The following is a 20,143-nucleotide window of genomic DNA, read 5'->3' on the forward strand; positions in this document are numbered from 1 at the left end:
ATAAAAAACATGTTTTGAATACATTGATTCGAAACATGTTTTTTATTTTTTATAAACTATCTACCTTTTTCCTTACTTTCTTTTTCAATTTAAAAATAAAACGATTACTGTATTCCTTATTTTCTACTAAAATCCGATACGTCTCTAACACCCCTAACACACGAACAAAAAGATAAACTCCGATAGCAATAAGTACAACACAATAAGGATAATACTGTACGAGTTCTCCTGAGGTAATTCGTTTTTTCTCAAATAAAAACGGTATCGCTCCTGCTGCAATAAAACAAAATCCAACGATCACTACTGCCGTATACTTCTTCTTAATAGTCGCATATCTTTTGGTCAATTCTTTTAGAAAGTTTTGATCAAATAGTAGTTCTTCCTTTTTCAATACATTGTATCGACTCTCTTCTATCGTTACAGATGCCATCATTGCTCCAATCCCAAGCACTGCAATGATAATGACAAGAAACGTAGACATTGTCGCATTTTCTTTAAATAATAAGTACGGTATTGTAGATAAAATAAGCAAACTAAATCCTAACGCAATATATTTAGAAATTTTTTGTCCATACACTACATACCCTTCTGCCATTTCCTTACTTACATAGTAACCATTTTCCTTTTCGTTACTTTGCTCTGCAGTTTCTTTTAATAAATAGTCGAGTGATACTTCAAATACATTTCCAATCATTATTAATTTTTCAGTTTCAGGAAAACCTTGACCGTTTTCCCATTTACTAACTGCTTGCCTTGTGGTATTTAATTTTTCAGCTAATGCTTCTTGAGAAAGGCCCTTTTCCTTTCTTAATCTAAAAAGCTTTTCACCAAATCCCATATGTGTGTCCCCCTTTGTTTTCTTACCTAAATTGTATGTAAACATTGCCCTTATCTCTATCTTCCTGCGGTTGCACTTTGTCAACTCGCGGTTGCGATTGTGTTATATAGCGTTTTTTTTCTATACTTAGAACGTTAATAAAAATAGCGCTTCCTAATAGTCCATTTGTTGTTATCAAAATAAAAAAACTCCTTAATTCATTTAAAGGAGTTTTCAATGTAAGATATTTCATTGATTCATATATCTTTCTCTAGATATAAAATACCTTTTTGTATCACGATTCTTACCTTTAATAAACATATCCTTCTGAATTGTATATTTGTACTCCATATTCAAACGTTTCATTAATTTTTCAGATGCTTCATTTTCTGAATCACATCCCGCTTCAATACTATTAAGATGCAATTCATGAAAACCATAGTAGAAAAAAGCTAACACAGCCTCCGTAGCTAATCCTCTTCCCCAATATTTTCGAGATAAGGCGTATGCAATTTCTGCTGTATGTGTGACCAAATCATATTTTATAAATCCACACGTGCCTATAAGTTTTTTTTCCTCTTTTAATACAATTCCAAGAGGTGCTACTTGCCCTCCATTGTACTGACCCACAATTTCTTCTATATAGTTATATGTGTCACATAACGATCGATGAGCATCCCATACAGTAAAAGTTGTCATCTCTTTATCTGTAGCATACTCATATATATGTAAACTATCACTCATATTCATTTTCCTTAACATAAGTCGTTTCGTATACAAAGTTGGATATGACCACTTCTCAATAATCATAACGGTTTCTGTTTAAACCTTTCATAATTCCTTACCTTTAATAAAAGGATATTCCCACAATCTGTACAAATATAAGCATCCACCGGCGAAGATGTGAACATCGTTTCCTTTTTCCGTATTTGTGCATATCCGACAAACTCACCTTCTCCTATATTTTGAGAACCACAATTAGAGCATGTCTGCACGGCTTTTTGTTTCATGAGAGCACCACCTTTAATCTGTTTCTACTCCCTTCGACAGTTCACTTCCATTTCCCTTCCAAAAAACCTCTTATTCTCTCACATTTCAACAGGAATCTCAAAACAAAAATCGTATATGTACTATGAAATATATTTATTAACGGAGGAATTTTATGACTACTGTTATGACACTCGATATGGCAACAGAAATTGAAAATGCAGAAATTGATATGCTTTCTTCTAAATTAGAGAGACTACAAACAATGAGCGGAAACCCAATGCAAGTGCAAATGAAAAAATTCGGTAGTGCCACTGCCTTTTCATCAAAAATAATTGCTGGTCCTGCTTTTAATACGGTAAAAGGTATTACATTTACAAATACAGATGAGTTAGATGAAATTATCTCTTATTATCAATCACTACAAATCACTTGTCGTTTTGAAATTACCCCAGCACAAGGTACAACTGAATTATTTCAATACTTATCTCAAAAAGGGTTTTATCAATCTAGCTTCCATACTGCTTTGTATAGTATACCGAGAGAGGGTTCATCACTTCTTCCTTCTAATATTACAATACGAAAACTAAAAGAAAATGATTTTGATATTTTTGCAGACATTTATGTACGTGGATTTAATATGCCATCCTTTACAACAGATGGTGTGCGCCAAAATAATGAAATTCTTTACAATGAACCAGGATGGCATTTTTTCATAGCTGAAGTTCAAAATATCCCTGCTAGTATTGGTGTCCTGTATATAAATAAGGGTGTCGCATCATTAGCTGCTTCTGCTACTTTGCCAGAATTTCAACGTAACGGCTGTCATACTGCATTAATTCAAAAAAGAATAGAAAAAGCTATAGCGACAAATTGTCATTTAATAGTTGGCCAAGCCCGCTTTGGTAGCGGCAGTCAAAATAACATGGAACGTGCCCACATGAAAATTGCTTATACAAAATCAATATGGACCGCAAAAGACATATTATAATTTACTTTCTTTCTCCTTCCGTTACATTTTTAAACATTTTATGACAATTCCTTTTCTATCCTATTAATCATTTGAATATTCCAACTAGATTTGTTACGCTATTACTAGATACATCATTCAACTTGCAATATGAAAAGAGAATTCTAATCAAACTACAAGGAGGAGAAATGTATGACTAAACATGATCATGGTTTAAAAGAAAAAGTAGAAGGTGCCATTGATAAGGTAAAAGGTGAAGTAAAAGAAGTTGTCGGGAAAGTAACTGACAATAAGAAATTACAAGCTGAAGGAAAATGGGATAAGGTGAAAGGCACTGCTAAAGATACAGTTGGTAATGTGAAAGAAAAAGTACATGAATATAAAGAACATAAGAAAGAAAAATAAAAAAGAGCCCATCGGCTCTTTTTTTATTTTCCTTCATTCTTCTCTAACACGTATAAATCTTCTTCGATATTCGTTAATTTCTCACTTACAAGCTTTCTTGCATCTCCAATTGCTTGATTGTATGCAAATGGTCCAACTAATTTAACCATTTCTTCTATTAAACGCTCTGCTTGGAAACGTCCAATTTCATCTAAATCTTCTTCAACGAAAAATTGCTGAATTTGCGCTACAAGTTCTTCTTTTTTATCATTTGGTATTTTTATATTCATCATCGTTGTTACTCCTCTATATTTAAGATAATATCTTCCTTAACTCTACCATAGAAAAACGATTACCAGGACAGCTTTTTGTAACTCCTTCTAACTCCCTATGACCTAGTATATTTTCTTTCTTTATAGCAAATTGCTTCATAAACATTTTGCATAAAGAATATAATGCATTCACTTGTGCAGGAGTTGGATCGTATTTATCGAAATTTCCCGTCATACATATTCCAATTGTATGGCGGTTATGGTCTTTCGCGTGCGCTCCAATATGTAAACCTCGCCCTTCCACTACAGTTCCGTCCTTTTCGATAAAATAGTTGTAACCAATCCCGCTCCACCCTCTTACAGTTTGATGAAATTCATGCGTTTTATACACGTCCCATCCATCTTCAGCTGTATGGTGGATAATCAGTTGATTTACTTTTTCTAAAGGAACTAATTCATCTTGAAATGTTAGATTGACATATTTAATTTCCATTTGAACTGCCTCCTCTTAAAAATCAATCATAATAATCGTTTTATCATCTGGTTTTATTCTCTTTTCCCCTTCCAGCTTTTCAATGATTGCTACATATTCGTTTATACTATTCTTTCTTATATATGCAACAGTTTGTTCTAATGACCAATCTGGGTGGAATAACCCGTCTGAACAAATAAAAATTCCACTCACTTCATCTATATGTAATTCACCATGTTGTAAATAATGTATCGCTTCTTTCATTCCATTTGCAACTGAATAACCATTTGGCATATTTGCAAGATAACGATTGTATTTTAACTGTTCTCGCACATCTTGAAAAACATATTCTTCTGGTACAGATAACCCTTTTTTACGATCTTCTTCCCTCTTCCTTTTTGCTCGTTTACTAATTCCTTCAACTGTGTCTTTCGTTAATACTTGCATCGTTCCATTTTGAAAAGTTGCGACAATCATACAGTCCCCAAGCTGCGCATATTCAATTTTCTCACCAACTATTTGAACTGCCGCGATACATGTGCACCACAAATGCTCTTTTTTTCTCGTGTCTACTTCATATTCTAACATTTTGCTTTGTAATGCTTCATTTGCTTTGGCAACTGCAAATTGTAAACTATGATTCTCTCGTAATGCAGTAAAATAATTTGCAAATAAATGCGAAGCGATGTATGCTCCATTATGTCCATTTTCATCACGAAACGGGACAAGTGGTGTTGCACCGTCACATACACCATAAATCTTTTTATCTTTATTACAAAAATAAGAATCCTCACATTCTTGCTTCAACAGGCTTTTCTGTTGATATGTTTTTATCTTCACAACTGTATCCCCTTTCAAATGATAAAATACTCAAATTCTTTCGATTAATCTAATTTACCAAAATAAACTGTTTTTACCCAAAACTTTCAATATCATATATAATCTTGAAATAATATGAATTTTTCAGTGAAGGACGGGAAAGAAATGGTCAGATTCCTTGGTGTTATTATCGGTTCTATTATTATTGCGGTTGCCTTTAATCTTTTCCTTATCCCCCACAAAATTTTAAGTAGTGGAATTGGCGGAATTGCTATTATTTTAGGGATTGTAACCCCTGTAAACACAGGTATTATTAACTTTGTATTAAACTTACCTATCCTTATTTTAGGGTACATAGGTCTTGGAAAAAAAGTAATTTTTAACACAGTTGTCTCTGTAGTTGTATTATCTGTTGCATTATACTACGTTCCAGTAAAAGTCGTAGCAACAGATCCATTGTTATCTTCTATCTTCGGAGGTGTCATCGCCGGAGCTGGTATTGGTCTTGTTTTTAACTGTAATGGCTCCACTGGTGGATTTGATATTATCGGTATGCTTTTATCCCGCAAGCGAGACATTAAACTTGGCGGATTCCTTATTATTTTAAATGCAGTCGTTGTAATAATCGCAGGATTCTTCTTCACCTGGGATGTTGCACTTACAAGCTTACTTTCAATTTATGTAACTGGTAAAGTAATTGATGCTGTTCATACAAAACATCGTAAAGTTACACTTATGATTGTAACAAATGAAGCAGAAAAAATGAAAAAACAGCTTCTTTCAACTGTTGTACGTGGAATAACGTTACTTGATGGCGAAGGCGCTTATTCAAGCGAGAAAAAGCGTGTACTTATGACGGTCGTTTCTCGTGAAGAATTAGCAAGTATGAAACTTACAATTTCTGAAATTGACCCGAATGCATTCGTTAATATTACAGAAACTGTAGAAGTGTTAGGACTTTTCAGAAGAAGTTAAAGACTAGGTGGGAATACACCTAGTCTTTATTTTGCATAAATTCAATTCTGTTTCCAAACGGGTCTGATACGTAAAATCGAATTACATCTGGCCGTGCATAATCATCAATCACTTTTACACCTTGCTCTATAAGTGTTTGCTTAAATTCATTAATTTCATTCACATAAAAAGCTGGATGAGCCTTTTTAGCTGGTGTAAAGTTCCGCTCGACACCAATATGGATTTCTTGATTTCCACATTTAAACCAACATCCACCTCGTTTTTTCAACTCTTCTGGCTTTGGAATTTCTACCATACCAATTTTATTCCCATAAAAATCACGCGCCTCTTCTTCACACTCTACAGGTGCAGCTACTTGCACGTGATCAATCCCTTGAATATAATTTTTCATTTTCTCTCCCCCTCCTCTACCCTAATGTTATACGGAAAACAGCCGTCTGTAACTTACAAAAGGTTTATAAAACAATATAAGCTCCCCTTATTACCATCCTGCATTCACTTTGCAAAAAAAATAAAAAAACAAAATTTATTCTATAACTTCCATTTTTTATAGAAATACACATCACATCTATATTATAGTTATGAATAGACAAATCTTTTTAGATGCTATTTGTACGGAGGAACTATTATGAGTCGTAAAAAATATTCACCAACTCAAAAAAAACGTCATCCGAACATTTCTAGACGTTTGCGAAACCATATACAAGATCGTTCATTAACAGAAATGTACGCATCTCTGTTCGAACATAATCCTGATAGTATTATTTCATTAAACTTAGAAGGAGTTATTCTACATATAAATCCTTCTGCCGAAAGAATATTAGGTTACACTTCTTTAGAATTAGAACAGAAAAATATTACCTCTATTTTAGGAGCCCATATTTCTGAGCAAGTATTACAAAATATAAAGAATACTGAAGCGGATAATCAACAAGAGTATATCTTATCTATTTATCATAAAAATGGATTCTTATTAGATGTTGTGACAAAACTAGTTCCTATTTTTGTTCAAAATCGTCTTACTGGTGTATACGCTATTATGAAGCCACTTGAAAAATCAGAAAGAATTGAGAATATGCTAAAAGAAAGTGAGAAGAGATTACGTACATTAGTAAACTCCATGCCTGCGTTTGTTATATTTAAAGATCATGAAGGGCGCTGGCTTGAGGCAAATGACTACGCACTTTCTTGCTTCAACTTCCATCATGTACCTTACCACGGGAAAAAAGATAGCGAACTCATTCAATATAATGAAGCATACCGAGAAGCTTTTTTACATTGTGAAGAAGTCGATGAACTAGCATGGCAACAAAGACAAATTCTTCATGGCGAGGAATTTATTATACATAGAGATGATTTCGATTTAATCTTAAGTATATCAAAAGTTCCGCTTTATCATCCTGATGGTTCTCGCAAAGGTCTTATCGTGATGGGGAGAGATGTTACTGAGCTAAAAGAAACTGAAAAGTTACTACGAAAATCTGAGAAGCTCGCAGTAGTCGGACAACTGACAGCTGGAATTGCCCATGAAATTCGAAATCCACTCACTTCCCTAAAGGGTTTTCTAACATTGCTCCTCCCTGAAATAAATGAGGAGCAAAAATGGTATATCGATGTTATGTTAAGTGAGATTTCACAAATGGAATCCATCACGAGTCAATTTATGGCGATGTCTAAGCCACAAGTATTATCTATCCAAACTTGTAACATACAAACTTTAATTGAAGAGGTAGTTACATTTATTTTACCGACTGCAATTATGCATAGCGTTCATATCATCATGGATCATTTTGATTACGTATATGATATTCAATGTGACGGTAACCAATTAAAACAAGTTTTTATAAACATATTAAAAAATGCGATAGAAGCGATGCAAAATGGCGGAAATATTTTCATCCAAACAAAACCATTAGAGGATAATTTCATCTTAATACGAATTATCGATGAAGGTTGTGGCATTCCAGAAGATCGTATCTCCCGTCTAGGCGAACCTTTTTATAGTTTAAAAGAAAAAGGCACAGGACTAGGATTAATGATGTGTTACAAAATAATTGAAGAACATCATGGTAAATTACACATTTCAAGCGAATTAAATAAAGGTACAATTGTTGATATTGAGCTACCACTTTCTTCATCTCATCTTGCAATCCAGTCTTAAATAAAAAAGAAGCATCTGCTAATGGTTAGCAGATGCTTCTTTTTTAAAATACTTTGTCATACCACTCTTTTGCTTTTTCTACTTCACCCATCGTTAATTGATGCCCTCGATTTTCCCAATGCATTGTTACATTCGCGTTTGCATTTTCTAATAGTATCTTCAATTCCTCTGACTCTGCTGATGAACAAATTGGGTCATTTGTCCCAGCAGCAATAAACACAGATTTCCCTGCTAAATTTGCTAATTGCATTCCTCTTCTTGGTACCATTGGGTGATGAAGCACAGCACCTTTCAATGCATTTTCGTAATGGAATAATAAGCTTGCTGCGATATTTGCCCCATTCGAATAACCGATAGCTACAATGTTATTTCTATCGAATTTATATTCTTTAGCCGCTTCATCTAAAAATTCATTTAATTCCTTCGTACGGAAAATTAAATCCTCTTCATCAAAAATGCCCTCTGCTAATCGGCGGAAGAAACGCGGCATCCCATTCTCTAACACATTTCCCCTAACGCTTAATACCGACGCTTCCGGATCAACTATTTCTGCAAGTGGTAGTAAATCTAATTCATTACCACCTGTGCCATGAAGTAATAACAACACTGGTTTTGACGTATCTTTTCCTTTTTGAAAAACATGTTTCATCATAATCCTGTTCCCCCTTCAATCACTTTAATCTAAATTTCTCACTTCAAATGGTAAAAGCGTTTGTTCAATCTGTTTTCTATGTTGTTCATATTGTTCCGGTAACTTTAATTCCTCACCCATCGTCTCTAACGATTCATCATGAGCGAAACCAGGAGGATCTGTTGCAATTTCAAATAAGATTTCACCATGTTCTCTAAAATAAATCGCGTTAAAATAATTTCGATCTTGTACAGGAGTTACGTGATATCCAAAACGCGACACATGCTCTTTCCAGTCTAGCTGATCAGCATCGTCACTCGCTCTCCAGGCAATATGATGAACTGTGCCAACGCCCATTTGGCCACGACCGATTGTTGATAATTTCAAATCAATAATATTTCCAATGTCAGCAGAAGAACGGAATCGAACAAATTCACCCTCTTCTCCAATTTTCTCAAGACCCATAATATGTTCTAACAATTCAGCTGTTTTTTGAGGCTGTGTAGATAAAAGAACAGCACCTCCAAACCCTTTAATTGCTACTTCTGGTGTAACTTCTCCAAAACTCCAATTATTTAATTCGCCTTTTTCTCTTTCAACTAATTCTATATGCAAACCATGCGGATCATCAAATTCTAAATACTGCTCTCCAAAACGAGTCATTTTTGTATACGAAACATCGAATTTTTCTAATCTATTTTCCCAAAACTCCATTGCACCTTTTGGTACAACGTAAGACGTAATTCCTACTTGACCATCTCCAATAATACCTTGACGAGCACCTGCCCATGGGAAAAACGTAATAATTGTTCCAGGCTTTCCTCCTTCATTTCCAAAATAAAGATGGTACGTACCTGGATCATCAAAATTCACTGTTTGTTTCACTAAACGTAACCCCAATACACCAGCATAAAAGTCTACATTTTCTTGTGGATGCCCTACAATCGCTGTAATATGATGGATTCCCATTGTTTTCTTTTCCATTTCTTCCACTCCTTTTTTATTTCATTATAAAAATTCTTTTACATTTAAATTCATTATTCATTTTGTCCATGCTACAAAGTAAAATCCGTCATTATAATTTTATCTTGAATTCGAGATATTAATCACAAAATTACGTATCGGCGTCTAACCTATTGGATTATCTCGAATTCAAGATAATTCACAAAAAATATTTGTTCGATTTATAACCATAATAAATTTTCATTATGAACATTATTTATCTCGAACTCAAGATTTATTATAAGTTACTTATTTTTTATTGTCAATAAGTCCTTACTTTCATTTTACATGTAAAAAGAGTAAACGCTATTCACCGTTTACTCTTTTTGCAAATCATTTCTTTTCTTCTTCCAGTACTGCTTCCATCTCATTAAATTCACGATGAACTGCCTTAACGGGTTCTTTCGTTAATAAACTTACAACGATAACAGTTAATAAACTACAGAAGAATCCAGGTACCATTTCATACATAATTGCTTTTAAATTTGGAATTTGTACCCATGCTATAACAACTACTGCACCAACAATCATACCTGCAAGAACACCCCATTTGTTTGTCCTTTTCCAATATAAACTTAATAAAATGGCTGGTCCGAATGCTGAACCAAATCCAGCCCAAGCATAACCGACAAGTGTTAAAATTGTATCACTTGGATGATACGCTAAAACAACTGCGATCATAGCTACTACTAATACTGATAATCTACCGATAAATACAAGTTCTTTATCACTTGCGTTACGACGGAAAAATGTTTTATAAAAGTCTTCCGTTACTGCACTTGAAATAACAAGTAATTGTGAGGAAATACTACTCATAATCGAAGCCAAAATAGCTGATAATAAAAACCCTGTAATATACGGATGGAATAAAATATTTGAGAATGTTACAAAGACCATTTCTGGGTCTTGTAATGTCATATTATTTTTAGCATAATAGGCGATACCAATTAGACCAGTAAGCATTGCACCTATAATTGAAATCGTCATCCAACCGATACCGATTCTACGAGAAGTTTTTAAATCTTTAATAGAGGTAATTGCCATAAAGCGGACAATAATATGTGGTTGACCAAAATATCCAAGGCCCCATGCTAAAAATGAAATAATACCAAGTATTGTGGTTCCTTTAAACATATCTAAATGCGATGCATCGACTTGCTTAATGGTATTAAATGTTTCTGTTATACCACCGACATCCGTAAAGGCAACAATTGGCACTAGTACAAGCGCAATAAACATAATACAACCTTGCACAAAGTCCGTCCAACTTACGGCTAGAAAGCCACCAAATAGTGTATACGCAACAACGACACCCACTGTTACAAATAAACCAATTTTATAATCAAGGTTAAAAGAATTTTCAAACAAACGTCCACCCGAAACTAAACCAGCCGACGCATAAAATGTGAAAAATACTAAAATGACGACAGCGGAGACAAAACGAAGTATTTTCGTACGATCTTTAAACCGATTCTCTAAAAAGTCTGGAATCGTAATTGAATCATTTGCCACTTCTGTATACGTTCGTAAACGCGGGGCAATGATTAAATAGTTCGCATACGCACCTATTAATAAACCTATCGCAATCCATACACTTGATAATCCTGTTGCATACATCGCACCAGGTAATCCCATTAACATCCAACCACTCATGTCAGAAGCACCAGCTGATAAAGCTGTAACTGCTGGACCGAGTCCCCTCCCGCCTAACATATAATCTGATAAATCGGATGTCTTCTTATAAGACCAATATCCGATATACAACATACCTGCCATATAAATAGCAAGCGAAACCATAATTTCAATCTTCACCAAATCTCTCCCTTAGTCCATAAGCCATTCAAAATTTCGAAAAATGACTTTTTCTATTTTCTTGTTTTCGCTTATGGTTCCCTACCTTAACAAACATTTTTTGTTCTTTCAAGTGAACGAGCACTTTTCATTACATGTGAAAACCTTTATAAACGCCTTTATCCCAGTGGATTACAATGATTTTTCAAGAAATTAAAGTAATAATATTCAGAAAATTAAAGGGTGTTTTTTTCACACCTTATTTTCATTCCATTACCCGATAAATTTTAAAAACTAAAAGCCATACAAATGTATGACTTTTAGCTTATTGATGTCTCAAATTTCGCTTTCTCTACATATACTTTACGAAATTTCATATAGCATCCAATACGCCAAGGTACTATATAACAAACCGCAAGAGTGTAGAAAAGAATGCCGATTGACTTTGGATCTAGACCTTGTAAATGTCTTCTAAAATAAGCACGTAAAAGAACGATAACTAAAAATGTAGCAATAAAAGCGATACTTTTTTTTGCATAAATTTGACCATCTTCTCTGACTTCATACCCACTTAAAATAATAAGTGGAATTGATAATAACAGTCCGATCCCAGCAGCTATACCAATTTGCCAACCAGCAAGTTGTATCGGTGCTGCGTATAAAGAAAAACCTGGTAATAAAAAGAATAATGGCAATAGTAGTCGTCTTCCTTTATTATTAATTGGTCGATTCATAGAGCGCATGCGTCTAAATATAACGAGCCCTATGACGAGTAAAAAAATTGTAATACTGTACGAACCTTGCTGCAAGTGAATCTCTCCCTAAAAATAGTCATTTTCAAAAATACTTCCCTATTATACTCCTAATTTTTCCAAAAATATGATTATTCCTCTAAAAAATCTTACATATCAAATATACTTTTAGGTTTGATTTACTATAGGAAACAATTCCGAAAGTGGAACTACTCTCCCCACCTCGTCTTTAAACACAATATGCTCTCTAGTTAAATGGCGCGGGCTCTTCACTCCCGCCGCTGCCGCTAATGAAAATAAACTATATCTCATACTAATAATATAATTCATGACTCGCCACTTCTTCTCATACGGATCTAACGCTTTTTGATAATGCGGATTCGTCGTGGCTACACCAGATGGACATTGGCCAGAATTACATTGAAGGGCCATAATACAGCCGCTTGCCATCATAAATCCGCGGGCTGAACTTACAGCATCCGCCCCAATCGCTAAAGCAATCGCCACTTTATCTGGTGTGATTAATTTACCCGATGCAAATACTTTAAACTTGTTACGGACACCATAATGATTTGCTGTATCAATAAATGTAAGTAATGCTGGAATAAGCGGCAGTCCCATACAATCTGCCATCGATTTATACGTTGCCCCTGACCCGCCTTCTGAACCGTCGATTGTAATAAAATCTGGGTAAATGTTTAGTTCTTTCATTGTTTTTATTAAATCTTCCAAAGGCTCCTGCTGACCAATTACAATTTTCATTCCAACTGGTTTACCGCTGTTTTCTTGCAACTGTTGAATAAAACAAAGTGTATCCGCTGCATTCTTTAAAAATGAAAATCGATTCGGTGAATTAATCGTCTCTCCCTTTCGGACGTTGCGAACAAAAGCAATTTTCTCATTTACTTTTTGTCCCTCTAAATGACCACCACGTATTTTAGCACCTTGCCCAAATTTCAATTCGAATGCTCTAATATTACTTTCTTTCGCTTTCTCCATGAATTTTCCCATTGAAAAATTACCGTCTTCATCACGGTATCCAAATAACCCTGGACCAATTTGCGCAACGATATTCGCTCCTGTATGTAAATGTTCTGGAATAACGCCACCTTCACCCGTATTAATCCACGATCCGCCTGCCATTTTTGCTCCAAAACCACTCGCTAAAATATAATTTTCTCCAATCGCACCGTAAGAAGTCGCAGATGCACCAAACATGCCATGTAGCTTCCACGGATATTTACGGTTCTCACCGACTATAATTGCATCATCTTCTTCGTACAGCCAAAGATTCGTTGTATCCGCTGTCAATTTTTCTCTTCTTGAAAATAACCCTTCTTTATGAATCACGTACTTTTTACCTTCCCGCTCTTGCGTGAGATTCACACTTAATTCCTCAGTTAATATCGGAAATAATGTATTAGCAATATAATATCCAGAAGCTTCAAAATCTCGTTTTGATCCAAAACCAAGTATTTCAGAGCGATATTTCGCTAAAAACATAACACTTTGAAAATCATAACGTGAGAAAGGCTTTCCATCCGTATCATGATCAAACCAATATTGTCGAAATTCAGGCCCTATCTTTTCCAGTAAGTAGCGCATTCTTCCTAAGTACGGATGTAATTTTAAAATAGAATGGTGTGTTCGTTTTTTTATAAAAAATGTAATGATAAAAAAGACGATTAAAAGCAACATTAAAAATAGTAATATACTAATAATAACGAGTAGCGTTTCACTCATCCCGCTTCCCCCTATGAAGTTCCATAATAAAAGGAGAACACTCGACGTGCTCTCCTTTTATCTTTATTCATACTAACGTAGCAAGATGCTCTTTCGCGTCATATTCAACTAAACTTTCAGCGTGTTTAATTCGATGAACAAAGTCTGGATTAGCAATTAACGGTCTTCCGAATGCCGCTACATCAATCGTTCCTTCTTGCAACGCTTCTTCGGCCTCTTTCGGATTTAAATTACCAACCCCAACAATCGTACCATCCCAATATTTTCTTACTAGTTGATGAAAATTCTTTCCATCAGCAATCTCTTGCGTATAATTCATCGTTGAAGGATGGATCATCGTTAGCCCAACCTCTTTAAACATATTTATGAACGTTTCAATTGCAAACTCAGGGTTTTCCCACATATAAGTAGGATTATCACCTTTGAAAGCAGAGAAACGAAGAAGTGTTTTATTAGCTCCAACAGCTTCTATTACAGCCGCCGTTACTTCTTTCATAAACGTTAACCTTTGTTTTAAATCACCGCCATATTTATCTGTTCGCTTATTCGCAAACTCATACGTAAATTGATCGATTAAATATCCGTGTGCACCGTGAATTTCTACTCCATCAAATCCAGCTTCGATCGCATTTTTCGCAGCTTGTGCGTATTGACCGATCACTTCTTGTATTTCTTCTAACGTCATTGCTTCTGGCGTATCAAACGGTTTACGAAAGCGTGGAACATTCCCCTCTGCAGCGATAGCCGACGGTGCTTGTGGCATTTGACCACCAATTATTTCATGATGACTCATACGCCCAACATGCCATATTTGAGCAATAATCGTCCCGCCTTCTTTATGTACTGCCTCTGTAACAGGTTTCCAAGAATCGATTTGTTCTTGTGTATAAATACCTGGTACTCCTGGGTTTCCTTTTGCTCTCGGACTAATGACAATTCCTTCTGTAATAATTAGTCCAATTCCATCCGCAGCACGTTTTCTGTAGTACTCCACTACATCAGCACCAACTGCTCCAGTCTCATTATCTGCAAAGCATCTTGTCATCGGTGCCATCGCTATACGATTACGAAGAGACCAAGTTCCAACTTGAATTGGATCAAACAACTTTGTTTCTTCAACGTTTTCAAAAAATCCCCCAGCATTTACATTTGTTCCTTCATAAATACTCGCTGCTTTATTACTTGAACTTGTCATTTTTCTTCCCCCTAAAAAATCTTACTATAATCGCATCATACTTACTTTTAGATAGTAACGTCAATTTTTACGACTTTACAATAAAAAATTCGAATATCCAAAAAACAAAATGCTATAAATAATATTAAAAAGGTTTCCTTAGGAGGAAACCTTTTTTGTTGACCATATATGGCTGTCAATTCGTTTATCTCTTTAATAAAAAACACCTTATCAATAGAAGTGAAAATGGTTCAGTATTCTTCTAAAAATAATAACTTATATACCTAAAACAATGAAAGCCCTACCTCTCTTTCATCCTTACGGCTCCTCGTCCGTGCCAGTGTGAATCAGGATTGCAAAAATCAAGTAACTATTTTATCGAAGTATTCAATTAAACTTCGAACATTCATAAATGAAATTAAAAAATAAAAATGGATTTGATTGTAGTAATAACAATAGAGGTAATGCTCTAAAAGTGGTTTGAAAGAGTTGAATGTCTTTGAAATGATAAATTTTCTATAATTATGTTCCCAAAAAATTCAAGATCTTTTTTGGGATATAATACATTATTTGTAATGAACCTTAACAAAAGCTTTTTATCTGATTTTCTGTGATACCTTCAATTAATCCCAGTTCACTAATCAAAAATTCATATGCGTTATCTAACATCTTCTTTTCGCTTGCATTAAGTGCTTTTTCTTTCTGTATACGCATTAAATCACGTACAACTTCAGCACCTTCTTGCATTTTACCCGTCTTTATTTTATCAGTGTTCAATTTATACCTTTGTTTCCACGTAAGTAATCTATCTGATTCCCCATGTTGAAAAATATCCATTATGTGTGCTAATGCGGTTATATCCGTAACTGGTCGTATATTCGAATTCAATATTCTCCCTGCTGGAATCATTAGTTCCATATTACTAGCCGACATTTTTATAACATAATACTGTTGTTTTTCTCCTGAGATTTCCTTCTCTTCTATGGCTTTAATTATACCTGCTCCCTGCATTGGATAAACAATGTTATCGCCAATTTGAAACAAATAATCCACCTCCATATATGGTAACCTTCTCAAGCTTAACACACTTTTAGTTTTTTAGCAAAATTTTTATTTTATCATAAAATTATTTTACGCGTCAATACTTAAGAAGCAAGAAATTAAATTTACACAATACACTATAAAAATCGCAATTCCATTAACGGTTCCACATACATTCATTCTCCTTTAACACAAAAACACATCACTACATTTCAGTAGTGATGTGTTTTTGATAAAGCATAAATATCTACTTTTCCGTCTATATACTAACCTGCTTACTAACCGTTTCCCTCGCTAAAAGAAAACTCATAATCACTTGCGCTGCTACTCTACTCGTCATATCTCTGAAATCAAGAGTTGGATCAATCTCTACTATATCCATCCCTTGAACGAGCAGTTCTTTACCAAGGAATTCAATCGCATCTAGTAAAGTCGTACTATCCATCCCACCAGGCCCAATTGCTGGACAACCTGGTGCAAACGCTTGGTCTAGCACATCCATATCAAGAGAAATATAAATAGAAGTCACACCTTGATTTCTTAATATTTCAATACTTTCCGTGATAATATCTTTTATTTCTCGCTCTCGTACGTCTTTCATTGTATACACTGTTACACCATGCTCTATTGCATATTCATGGTACGCACGTGCATTAGAAAAATTACGAATTCCAATTTGAACAAGTTGTTTCCCTGCAATGACATCATTTTCTAGTAAACTACGGAATGGTGTACCATTTGATGGGCCTCCATCATCTAAATTACGTAAATCATGATGAGCATCAAATTGAATAATTCCGACCTTTCCTTTACTGTTTGCAAAACCTGTTATACTCGGAAAACTAATCGAGTGGTCACCGCCAAGAACGATTGGTATCATGTTCGGGTTTACTTTCGTTACATGCCCAACTGTTTTCGCAATTCGTTTATGACTTTCTTTTATATCCGTCACATGCATCGTAATATCGCCGCAATCATATAAGACACTTTCTTTCATATCGTGTTCTTCTGTAATTGCATATGTGCTATATGCATCTAACATCGCACGAATTGTCTTTGGAGCAAAACTCGCTCCTGAATGACTAATAGATGGTTTAGAAAGGGGTGCTCCAATTAAGGCAGCACCGAATATTTCTACGCCTTCCTCCCAATCTTTAATCATCTCACTCCACTTTGTCACTTCACGATCAATAAACTTTGCATTTTTCTTTAAATAGTGGCCGTGCTCCACGATTGTTCACCTCTTGTATATGCAATATTACCATTCTTCCATACTGTATTCACATGACTTACGCCGTAATGATACGGTACGTAAGCATAATTGTAAGCATCCCATAAAACTAAATCTGCCTTACGACCAACTCTAATTTTCCCAGCTACATCACCACGGTTAATGGCATATGATGAGTTAACCGTTACGGCATTCCAAACTTCTTCTGGTGTCATTTTCAATTTTAGCATCGCAATGCTCATAATAAGCTGAATATTTTCAGTTGGACAGCTACCTGGGTTAAAGTCTGTAGCTAACGCAACTGCAACACCTTCATCAATCATTTTACGTCCACGAGCAAAGCTTTCTTTATTTAAATAGAAAGTTGTTCCTGGTAATAAAGTTGCTACTGTATTAGAATTTGCAAGCATTTCAATTCCTTTATCAGAAGCACCAACTAAATGGTCCGCTGATGCTGCACCGATTTCTGCCGCTGCTTCCGCACCACCAAGAGGGTCGATTTCATCTGCATGAATTTTTACATCAAAGCCAAGCTCTTTCGCTTTTAATAAAAATTCTTTTGATTCTTCTACAGAGAACACACCTGTTTCACAGAAAATATCAACGAACTCCGCTAATTGCTTCTCTTTCATTTCTGGTAGTAGGTCTAACATCCATTGTAAAAATTCTTTCGATCTACCTTTATACTCTTTCGGAACTGCATGAGCACCTAAAAATGTTGAAACTAAATCGATCGGATGCTCTTTTTGTAATTGTGCTGTTGCCTCTAATTGTTTCCATTCCGTCTCATCATCTAATCCATAACCACTCTTCGCTTCTACAGTAGTAACTCCGAAAGATAGCATACGGTCTAAATGGAATTTCGCTTTTTGAACAAGTTCTTCTTTCGACGCCTGTTTCGTTGCATTTACAGTTGAAAGTATGCCTCCGCCTTGTTCTAAAATTTCTAAGTACGGAACTCCTTGTAGTTTTAGTGCGATTTCATTTTCACGAGATCCACCAAATACAAGATGAGTATGCGGGTCAACAAGACCAGGAGAAACCATTTTCCCGCCGCAATCAATAACTTCTCTCGCTTGTAATCCTTTCGCTTCTTCCGCTGTTCCAACGAAAGTAATTACACCATTTTCAATTCCAACCGCACCGTTTTCGATAACAGGAAGCGTGTTCATCGCTTCCCGTCTTAACAAGCCATCTTCTTGATCCATTGTTAGTAATTGACCGATATTTATTAGTAAAGTGTCCAGCATGTTTTCTCCTCCTTATTTCATCATCGGAATGTTAACGCCTTTTTCTTTCGCCGTTTCCACAGCTAAGTCATACCCTGCATCCACGTGACGAACAACACCCATACCAGGGTCAGAAGTTAATACGCGCTCAATTCGTTTTGCTGCTGCTTCTGTTCCATCTGCAACGATAACCATTCCCGCATGAAGTGAATAACCCATACCAACGCCACCACCGTGGTGAACAGATACCCAGCTTGCACCGTTTACACTATTAATTAATGCATTTAAAATTGGCCAGTCAGCTACTGCATCACTACCATCTTTCATCGCTTCTGTTTCACGGTTTGGAGATGCTACTGATCCACAATCTAAATGGTCACGACCGATAACGATTGGTGCTGATAATTCACCGTTTGCAACCATTTCATTAATGATGCGACCAAATTTCGCACGCTCACCGTAACCAAGCCAACAAATACGTGATGGAAGCCCTTGGAATTCAACTTGTTGACGTGCCATACGAATCCAGTTACATAAATGTTCATTATCAGCGAACTCACGTAAAATTACTTCGTCTGTTTTATAAATATCTTCTGGATCACCAGAAAGTGCTACCCAGCGGAATGGTCCTTTTCCTTCGCAGAATAATGGACGGATAAATGCTGGAACGAATCCTGGGAAATCGAATGCATTTTTCAAACCTTCATCGAAAGCAACTTGGCGAATGTTATTTCCGTAATCAAATGTAATTGCGCCTTTTTCTTGCATAGCAAGCATTGCTTCCACATGTTTTGTCATACTTTCTTTTGATAATTGTACGTAGCGTTCTGGATCTTCTTCACGAAGTTTCGCTGCTTCTTCTAATGTGTAGCCTACTGGAATATAACCGTTTAATGGATCATGAGCAGATGTTTGATCTGTAACTAAGTCTGGTGTAATATTGCGCTTCACTAGTTCTGGTAAAATTTCTGCCGCATTTCCTAATAAACCAATAGAAATCGGTTCTTTCTTCTCTTTATACTCGTTCGCAACCGTTAACGCTTCTTCTAATGATTCTGTATACATATCACAGTATCTCTTTTCAATACGACGATCGATGCTGCGCTTATCAACATCAATAGCAATGACAACACCGCCGTTCATCGTTACAGCAAGAGGTTGTGCACCACCCATACCACCTAAACCAGCAGTAAGTGTTAATGTACCTTTTAATGAACCATCGAAATGTTGACGAGCTGCTTCACCAAATGTTTCATATGTTCCTTGTAGAATCCCTTGCGTTCCAATGTAAATCCAGCTACCAGCTGTCATTTGTCCGTACATCATAAGACCTTTTTTCTCTAGTTCTCGGAAGTGATCCCAGTTTGCCCATTTCGGTACTAAGTTTGAGTTCGCTAACAGAACGCGAGGTGCATCTTCATGTGATTTAAAAATGGCAACTGGTTTTCCTGATTGAACAAGTAACGTTTCATCACTTTCTAACGTTTTTAATGAATCTACAATCGCCTGATAGCTTTCCCAGTTACGAGCTGCACGGCCAATTCCGCCATATACAACTAATTCTTCTGGTTTTTCAGCAACTTCAGGATCTAAATTGTTCATTAACATACGAAGTGCAGCTTCTTGCACCCATCCTTTCGTTTGTAACTCTGTACCTCTTGGCGCGCGAATTGTTTGTTGTACTTTTTCCAT

At 35.6% G+C, this 20,143-nt stretch carries 21 protein-coding genes; 4 read left to right on the top strand and 17 right to left on the bottom strand.

Features of this window, described 5'->3' with window-relative positions; translation table 11 throughout:
* Positions 1-49: 49 nt before the first annotated feature.
* From GBN78_RS20880 to GBN78_RS20895, 3 genes are all read right to left on the bottom strand, one after another.
* Positions 50-838, bottom strand: a complete 789-nt coding sequence (locus tag GBN78_RS20880) for a helix-turn-helix domain-containing protein (RefSeq protein WP_000505637.1) — start codon at positions 836-838, stop codon at positions 50-52.
* Positions 839-1,066: 228 nt separating this feature from the next.
* Positions 1,067-1,627: a GNAT family N-acetyltransferase gene (locus tag GBN78_RS20890; RefSeq protein ID WP_000582841.1), complete on the bottom strand. Its 561-nt coding sequence runs from the start codon at positions 1,625-1,627 to the stop codon at positions 1,067-1,069.
* Complete coding sequence (locus tag GBN78_RS20895) at positions 1,624-1,827, bottom strand: hypothetical protein (RefSeq protein ID WP_000810193.1); 204 nt, start codon at positions 1,825-1,827, stop codon at positions 1,624-1,626. Before GBN78_RS20895 ends, GBN78_RS20890 begins: the two co-directional genes overlap by 4 nt.
* Before the next feature lie 152 nt (positions 1,828-1,979).
* On the opposite strand from GBN78_RS20895, the gene GBN78_RS20900 reads away from it, so the two are divergent.
* Complete coding sequence (locus GBN78_RS20900; protein ID WP_000214348.1) at positions 1,980-2,795, top strand: GNAT family N-acetyltransferase; 816 nt, start codon at positions 1,980-1,982, stop codon at positions 2,793-2,795.
* A 171-nt stretch (positions 2,796-2,966) separates the two neighbouring features.
* On the top strand, positions 2,967-3,179 hold the full coding sequence (locus GBN78_RS20905; protein WP_000160410.1) for a CsbD family protein: 213 nt from the start codon (positions 2,967-2,969) through the stop codon (positions 3,177-3,179).
* 23 nt (positions 3,180-3,202) lie between these two features.
* Here the strand turns inward: GBN78_RS20905 and GBN78_RS20910 are convergent, their stop codons facing one another.
* Genes GBN78_RS20910 through GBN78_RS20920 form a run of 3 tightly spaced genes read right to left on the bottom strand, consistent with a single transcriptional unit; the run spans position 3,203 to position 4,760 of the window.
* Positions 3,203-3,451: a DUF2164 domain-containing protein gene (locus GBN78_RS20910; protein ID WP_000981075.1), complete on the bottom strand. Its 249-nt coding sequence runs from the start codon at positions 3,449-3,451 to the stop codon at positions 3,203-3,205.
* Positions 3,452-3,470: 19 nt separating this feature from the next.
* The gene (locus tag GBN78_RS20915) at positions 3,471-3,923 is read right to left on the bottom strand and encodes a peptidoglycan recognition protein family protein (RefSeq protein WP_000404192.1); all 453 of its coding nucleotides are present in this window, start codon (positions 3,921-3,923) and stop codon (positions 3,471-3,473) included.
* Between the two features lie 15 nt (positions 3,924-3,938).
* Positions 3,939-4,760 (bottom strand): protein phosphatase 2C domain-containing protein, encoded by an 822-nt coding sequence (locus GBN78_RS20920; protein WP_152127678.1) that lies wholly within the window; start codon positions 4,758-4,760, stop codon positions 3,939-3,941.
* A gap of 126 nt (positions 4,761-4,886) precedes the next feature.
* Here GBN78_RS20920 and GBN78_RS20925 point away from each other — a divergent pair, with 126 nt between their 5' ends.
* The gene (locus GBN78_RS20925; RefSeq protein WP_000251344.1) at positions 4,887-5,696 is read left to right on the top strand and encodes a YitT family protein; all 810 of its coding nucleotides are present in this window, start codon (positions 4,887-4,889) and stop codon (positions 5,694-5,696) included.
* 19 nt (positions 5,697-5,715) lie between these two features.
* Here the strand turns inward: GBN78_RS20925 and GBN78_RS20930 are convergent, their stop codons facing one another.
* The gene (locus tag GBN78_RS20930) at positions 5,716-6,087 is read right to left on the bottom strand and encodes a VOC family protein (protein ID WP_000800767.1); all 372 of its coding nucleotides are present in this window, start codon (positions 6,085-6,087) and stop codon (positions 5,716-5,718) included.
* A gap of 237 nt (positions 6,088-6,324) precedes the next feature.
* Between GBN78_RS20930 and GBN78_RS20940 the strand changes: the two genes are divergently transcribed.
* Positions 6,325-7,857, top strand: coding sequence for a BA3702 family sensor histidine kinase (locus GBN78_RS20940; protein WP_030027183.1), 1,533 nt, complete (start codon positions 6,325-6,327; stop codon positions 7,855-7,857).
* Positions 7,858-7,900: 43 nt separating this feature from the next.
* Here GBN78_RS20940 and GBN78_RS20945 read toward each other — a convergent pair whose 3' ends face one another.
* The 10 genes from GBN78_RS20945 to hutU form a co-directional block, all read right to left on the bottom strand.
* Complete coding sequence (locus tag GBN78_RS20945) at positions 7,901-8,509, bottom strand: alpha/beta hydrolase (RefSeq protein ID WP_000975485.1); 609 nt, start codon at positions 8,507-8,509, stop codon at positions 7,901-7,903.
* 24 nt (positions 8,510-8,533) lie between these two features.
* Positions 8,534-9,472: a ring-cleaving dioxygenase gene (locus tag GBN78_RS20950; RefSeq protein WP_000412731.1), complete on the bottom strand. Its 939-nt coding sequence runs from the start codon at positions 9,470-9,472 to the stop codon at positions 8,534-8,536.
* A 351-nt stretch (positions 9,473-9,823) separates the two neighbouring features.
* Positions 9,824-11,302 (bottom strand): sodium/proline symporter PutP, encoded by a 1,479-nt coding sequence (gene putP, locus GBN78_RS20955; RefSeq protein ID WP_000687596.1) that lies wholly within the window; start codon positions 11,300-11,302, stop codon positions 9,824-9,826.
* 299 nt (positions 11,303-11,601) lie between these two features.
* Positions 11,602-12,090: a cytochrome c biogenesis protein CcdC gene (locus GBN78_RS20960; protein WP_001183922.1), complete on the bottom strand. Its 489-nt coding sequence runs from the start codon at positions 12,088-12,090 to the stop codon at positions 11,602-11,604.
* 111 nt (positions 12,091-12,201) lie between these two features.
* Complete coding sequence (locus tag GBN78_RS20965; protein ID WP_000005161.1) at positions 12,202-13,776, bottom strand: FMN-binding glutamate synthase family protein; 1,575 nt, start codon at positions 13,774-13,776, stop codon at positions 12,202-12,204.
* A gap of 67 nt (positions 13,777-13,843) precedes the next feature.
* On the bottom strand, positions 13,844-14,971 hold the full coding sequence (locus tag GBN78_RS20970) for an alkene reductase (protein WP_000204590.1): 1,128 nt from the start codon (positions 14,969-14,971) through the stop codon (positions 13,844-13,846).
* Between the two features lie 561 nt (positions 14,972-15,532).
* On the bottom strand, positions 15,533-15,994 hold the full coding sequence (locus GBN78_RS20975) for a CarD family transcriptional regulator (protein WP_170317877.1): 462 nt from the start codon (positions 15,992-15,994) through the stop codon (positions 15,533-15,535).
* Between the two features lie 256 nt (positions 15,995-16,250).
* Positions 16,251-17,222: a formimidoylglutamase gene (gene hutG / locus GBN78_RS20980; RefSeq protein WP_000399825.1), complete on the bottom strand. Its 972-nt coding sequence runs from the start codon at positions 17,220-17,222 to the stop codon at positions 16,251-16,253.
* Positions 17,201-18,472 (bottom strand): imidazolonepropionase, encoded by a 1,272-nt coding sequence (gene hutI / locus GBN78_RS20985; RefSeq protein WP_000887540.1) that lies wholly within the window; start codon positions 18,470-18,472, stop codon positions 17,201-17,203. The genes hutG and hutI overlap by 22 nt, the downstream gene beginning before the upstream one ends.
* A 12-nt stretch (positions 18,473-18,484) precedes the next feature.
* Positions 18,485-20,143 carry a urocanate hydratase gene (gene hutU, locus GBN78_RS20990; protein ID WP_000416946.1) on the bottom strand — a complete coding sequence of 553 codons (1,659 nt, stop codon included), beginning with the start codon at positions 20,141-20,143 and terminating at the stop codon, positions 18,485-18,487.

The organism is Bacillus sp. B2-WWTP-C-10-Post-4 (genome assembly GCF_009183805.1).
GTDB classification, from domain to species: Bacteria; Bacillota; Bacilli; order Bacillales; family Bacillaceae_G; genus Bacillus_A; species Bacillus_A cereus.

Coding starts and splice junctions, on each gene's coding strand:
- GBN78_RS20900 (WP_000214348.1), top strand. CDS start 1,980: ATGACTACTGTTATGACACTCGATATGGCAACAGAAATTGAAAATGCA.
- hutI (WP_000887540.1), bottom strand. CDS start 18,472: ATGCTGGACACTTTACTAATAAATATCGGTCAATTACTAACAATGGAT.
- GBN78_RS20915 (WP_000404192.1), bottom strand. CDS start 3,923: ATGGAAATTAAATATGTCAATCTAACATTTCAAGATGAATTAGTTCCT.
- GBN78_RS20965 (WP_000005161.1), bottom strand. CDS start 13,776: ATGAGTGAAACGCTACTCGTTATTATTAGTATATTACTATTTTTAATG.
- GBN78_RS20895 (WP_000810193.1), bottom strand. CDS start 1,827: ATGAAACAAAAAGCCGTGCAGACATGCTCTAATTGTGGTTCTCAAAAT.
- GBN78_RS20890 (WP_000582841.1), bottom strand. CDS start 1,627: ATGATTATTGAGAAGTGGTCATATCCAACTTTGTATACGAAACGACTT.
- GBN78_RS20930 (WP_000800767.1), bottom strand. CDS start 6,087: ATGAAAAATTATATTCAAGGGATTGATCACGTGCAAGTAGCTGCACCT.
- GBN78_RS20940 (WP_030027183.1), top strand. CDS start 6,325: ATGAGTCGTAAAAAATATTCACCAACTCAAAAAAAACGTCATCCGAAC.
- GBN78_RS20910 (WP_000981075.1), bottom strand. CDS start 3,451: ATGATGAATATAAAAATACCAAATGATAAAAAAGAAGAACTTGTAGCG.
- GBN78_RS20925 (WP_000251344.1), top strand. CDS start 4,887: ATGGTCAGATTCCTTGGTGTTATTATCGGTTCTATTATTATTGCGGTT.
- GBN78_RS20880 (WP_000505637.1), bottom strand. CDS start 838: ATGGGATTTGGTGAAAAGCTTTTTAGATTAAGAAAGGAAAAGGGCCTT.
- GBN78_RS20905 (WP_000160410.1), top strand. CDS start 2,967: ATGACTAAACATGATCATGGTTTAAAAGAAAAAGTAGAAGGTGCCATT.
- GBN78_RS20970 (WP_000204590.1), bottom strand. CDS start 14,971: ATGACAAGTTCAAGTAATAAAGCAGCGAGTATTTATGAAGGAACAAAT.
- GBN78_RS20950 (WP_000412731.1), bottom strand. CDS start 9,472: ATGGAAAAGAAAACAATGGGAATCCATCATATTACAGCGATTGTAGGG.
- hutU (WP_000416946.1), bottom strand. CDS start 20,143: ATGGAAAAAGTACAACAAACAATTCGCGCGCCAAGAGGTACAGAGTTA.
- GBN78_RS20945 (WP_000975485.1), bottom strand. CDS start 8,509: ATGATGAAACATGTTTTTCAAAAAGGAAAAGATACGTCAAAACCAGTG.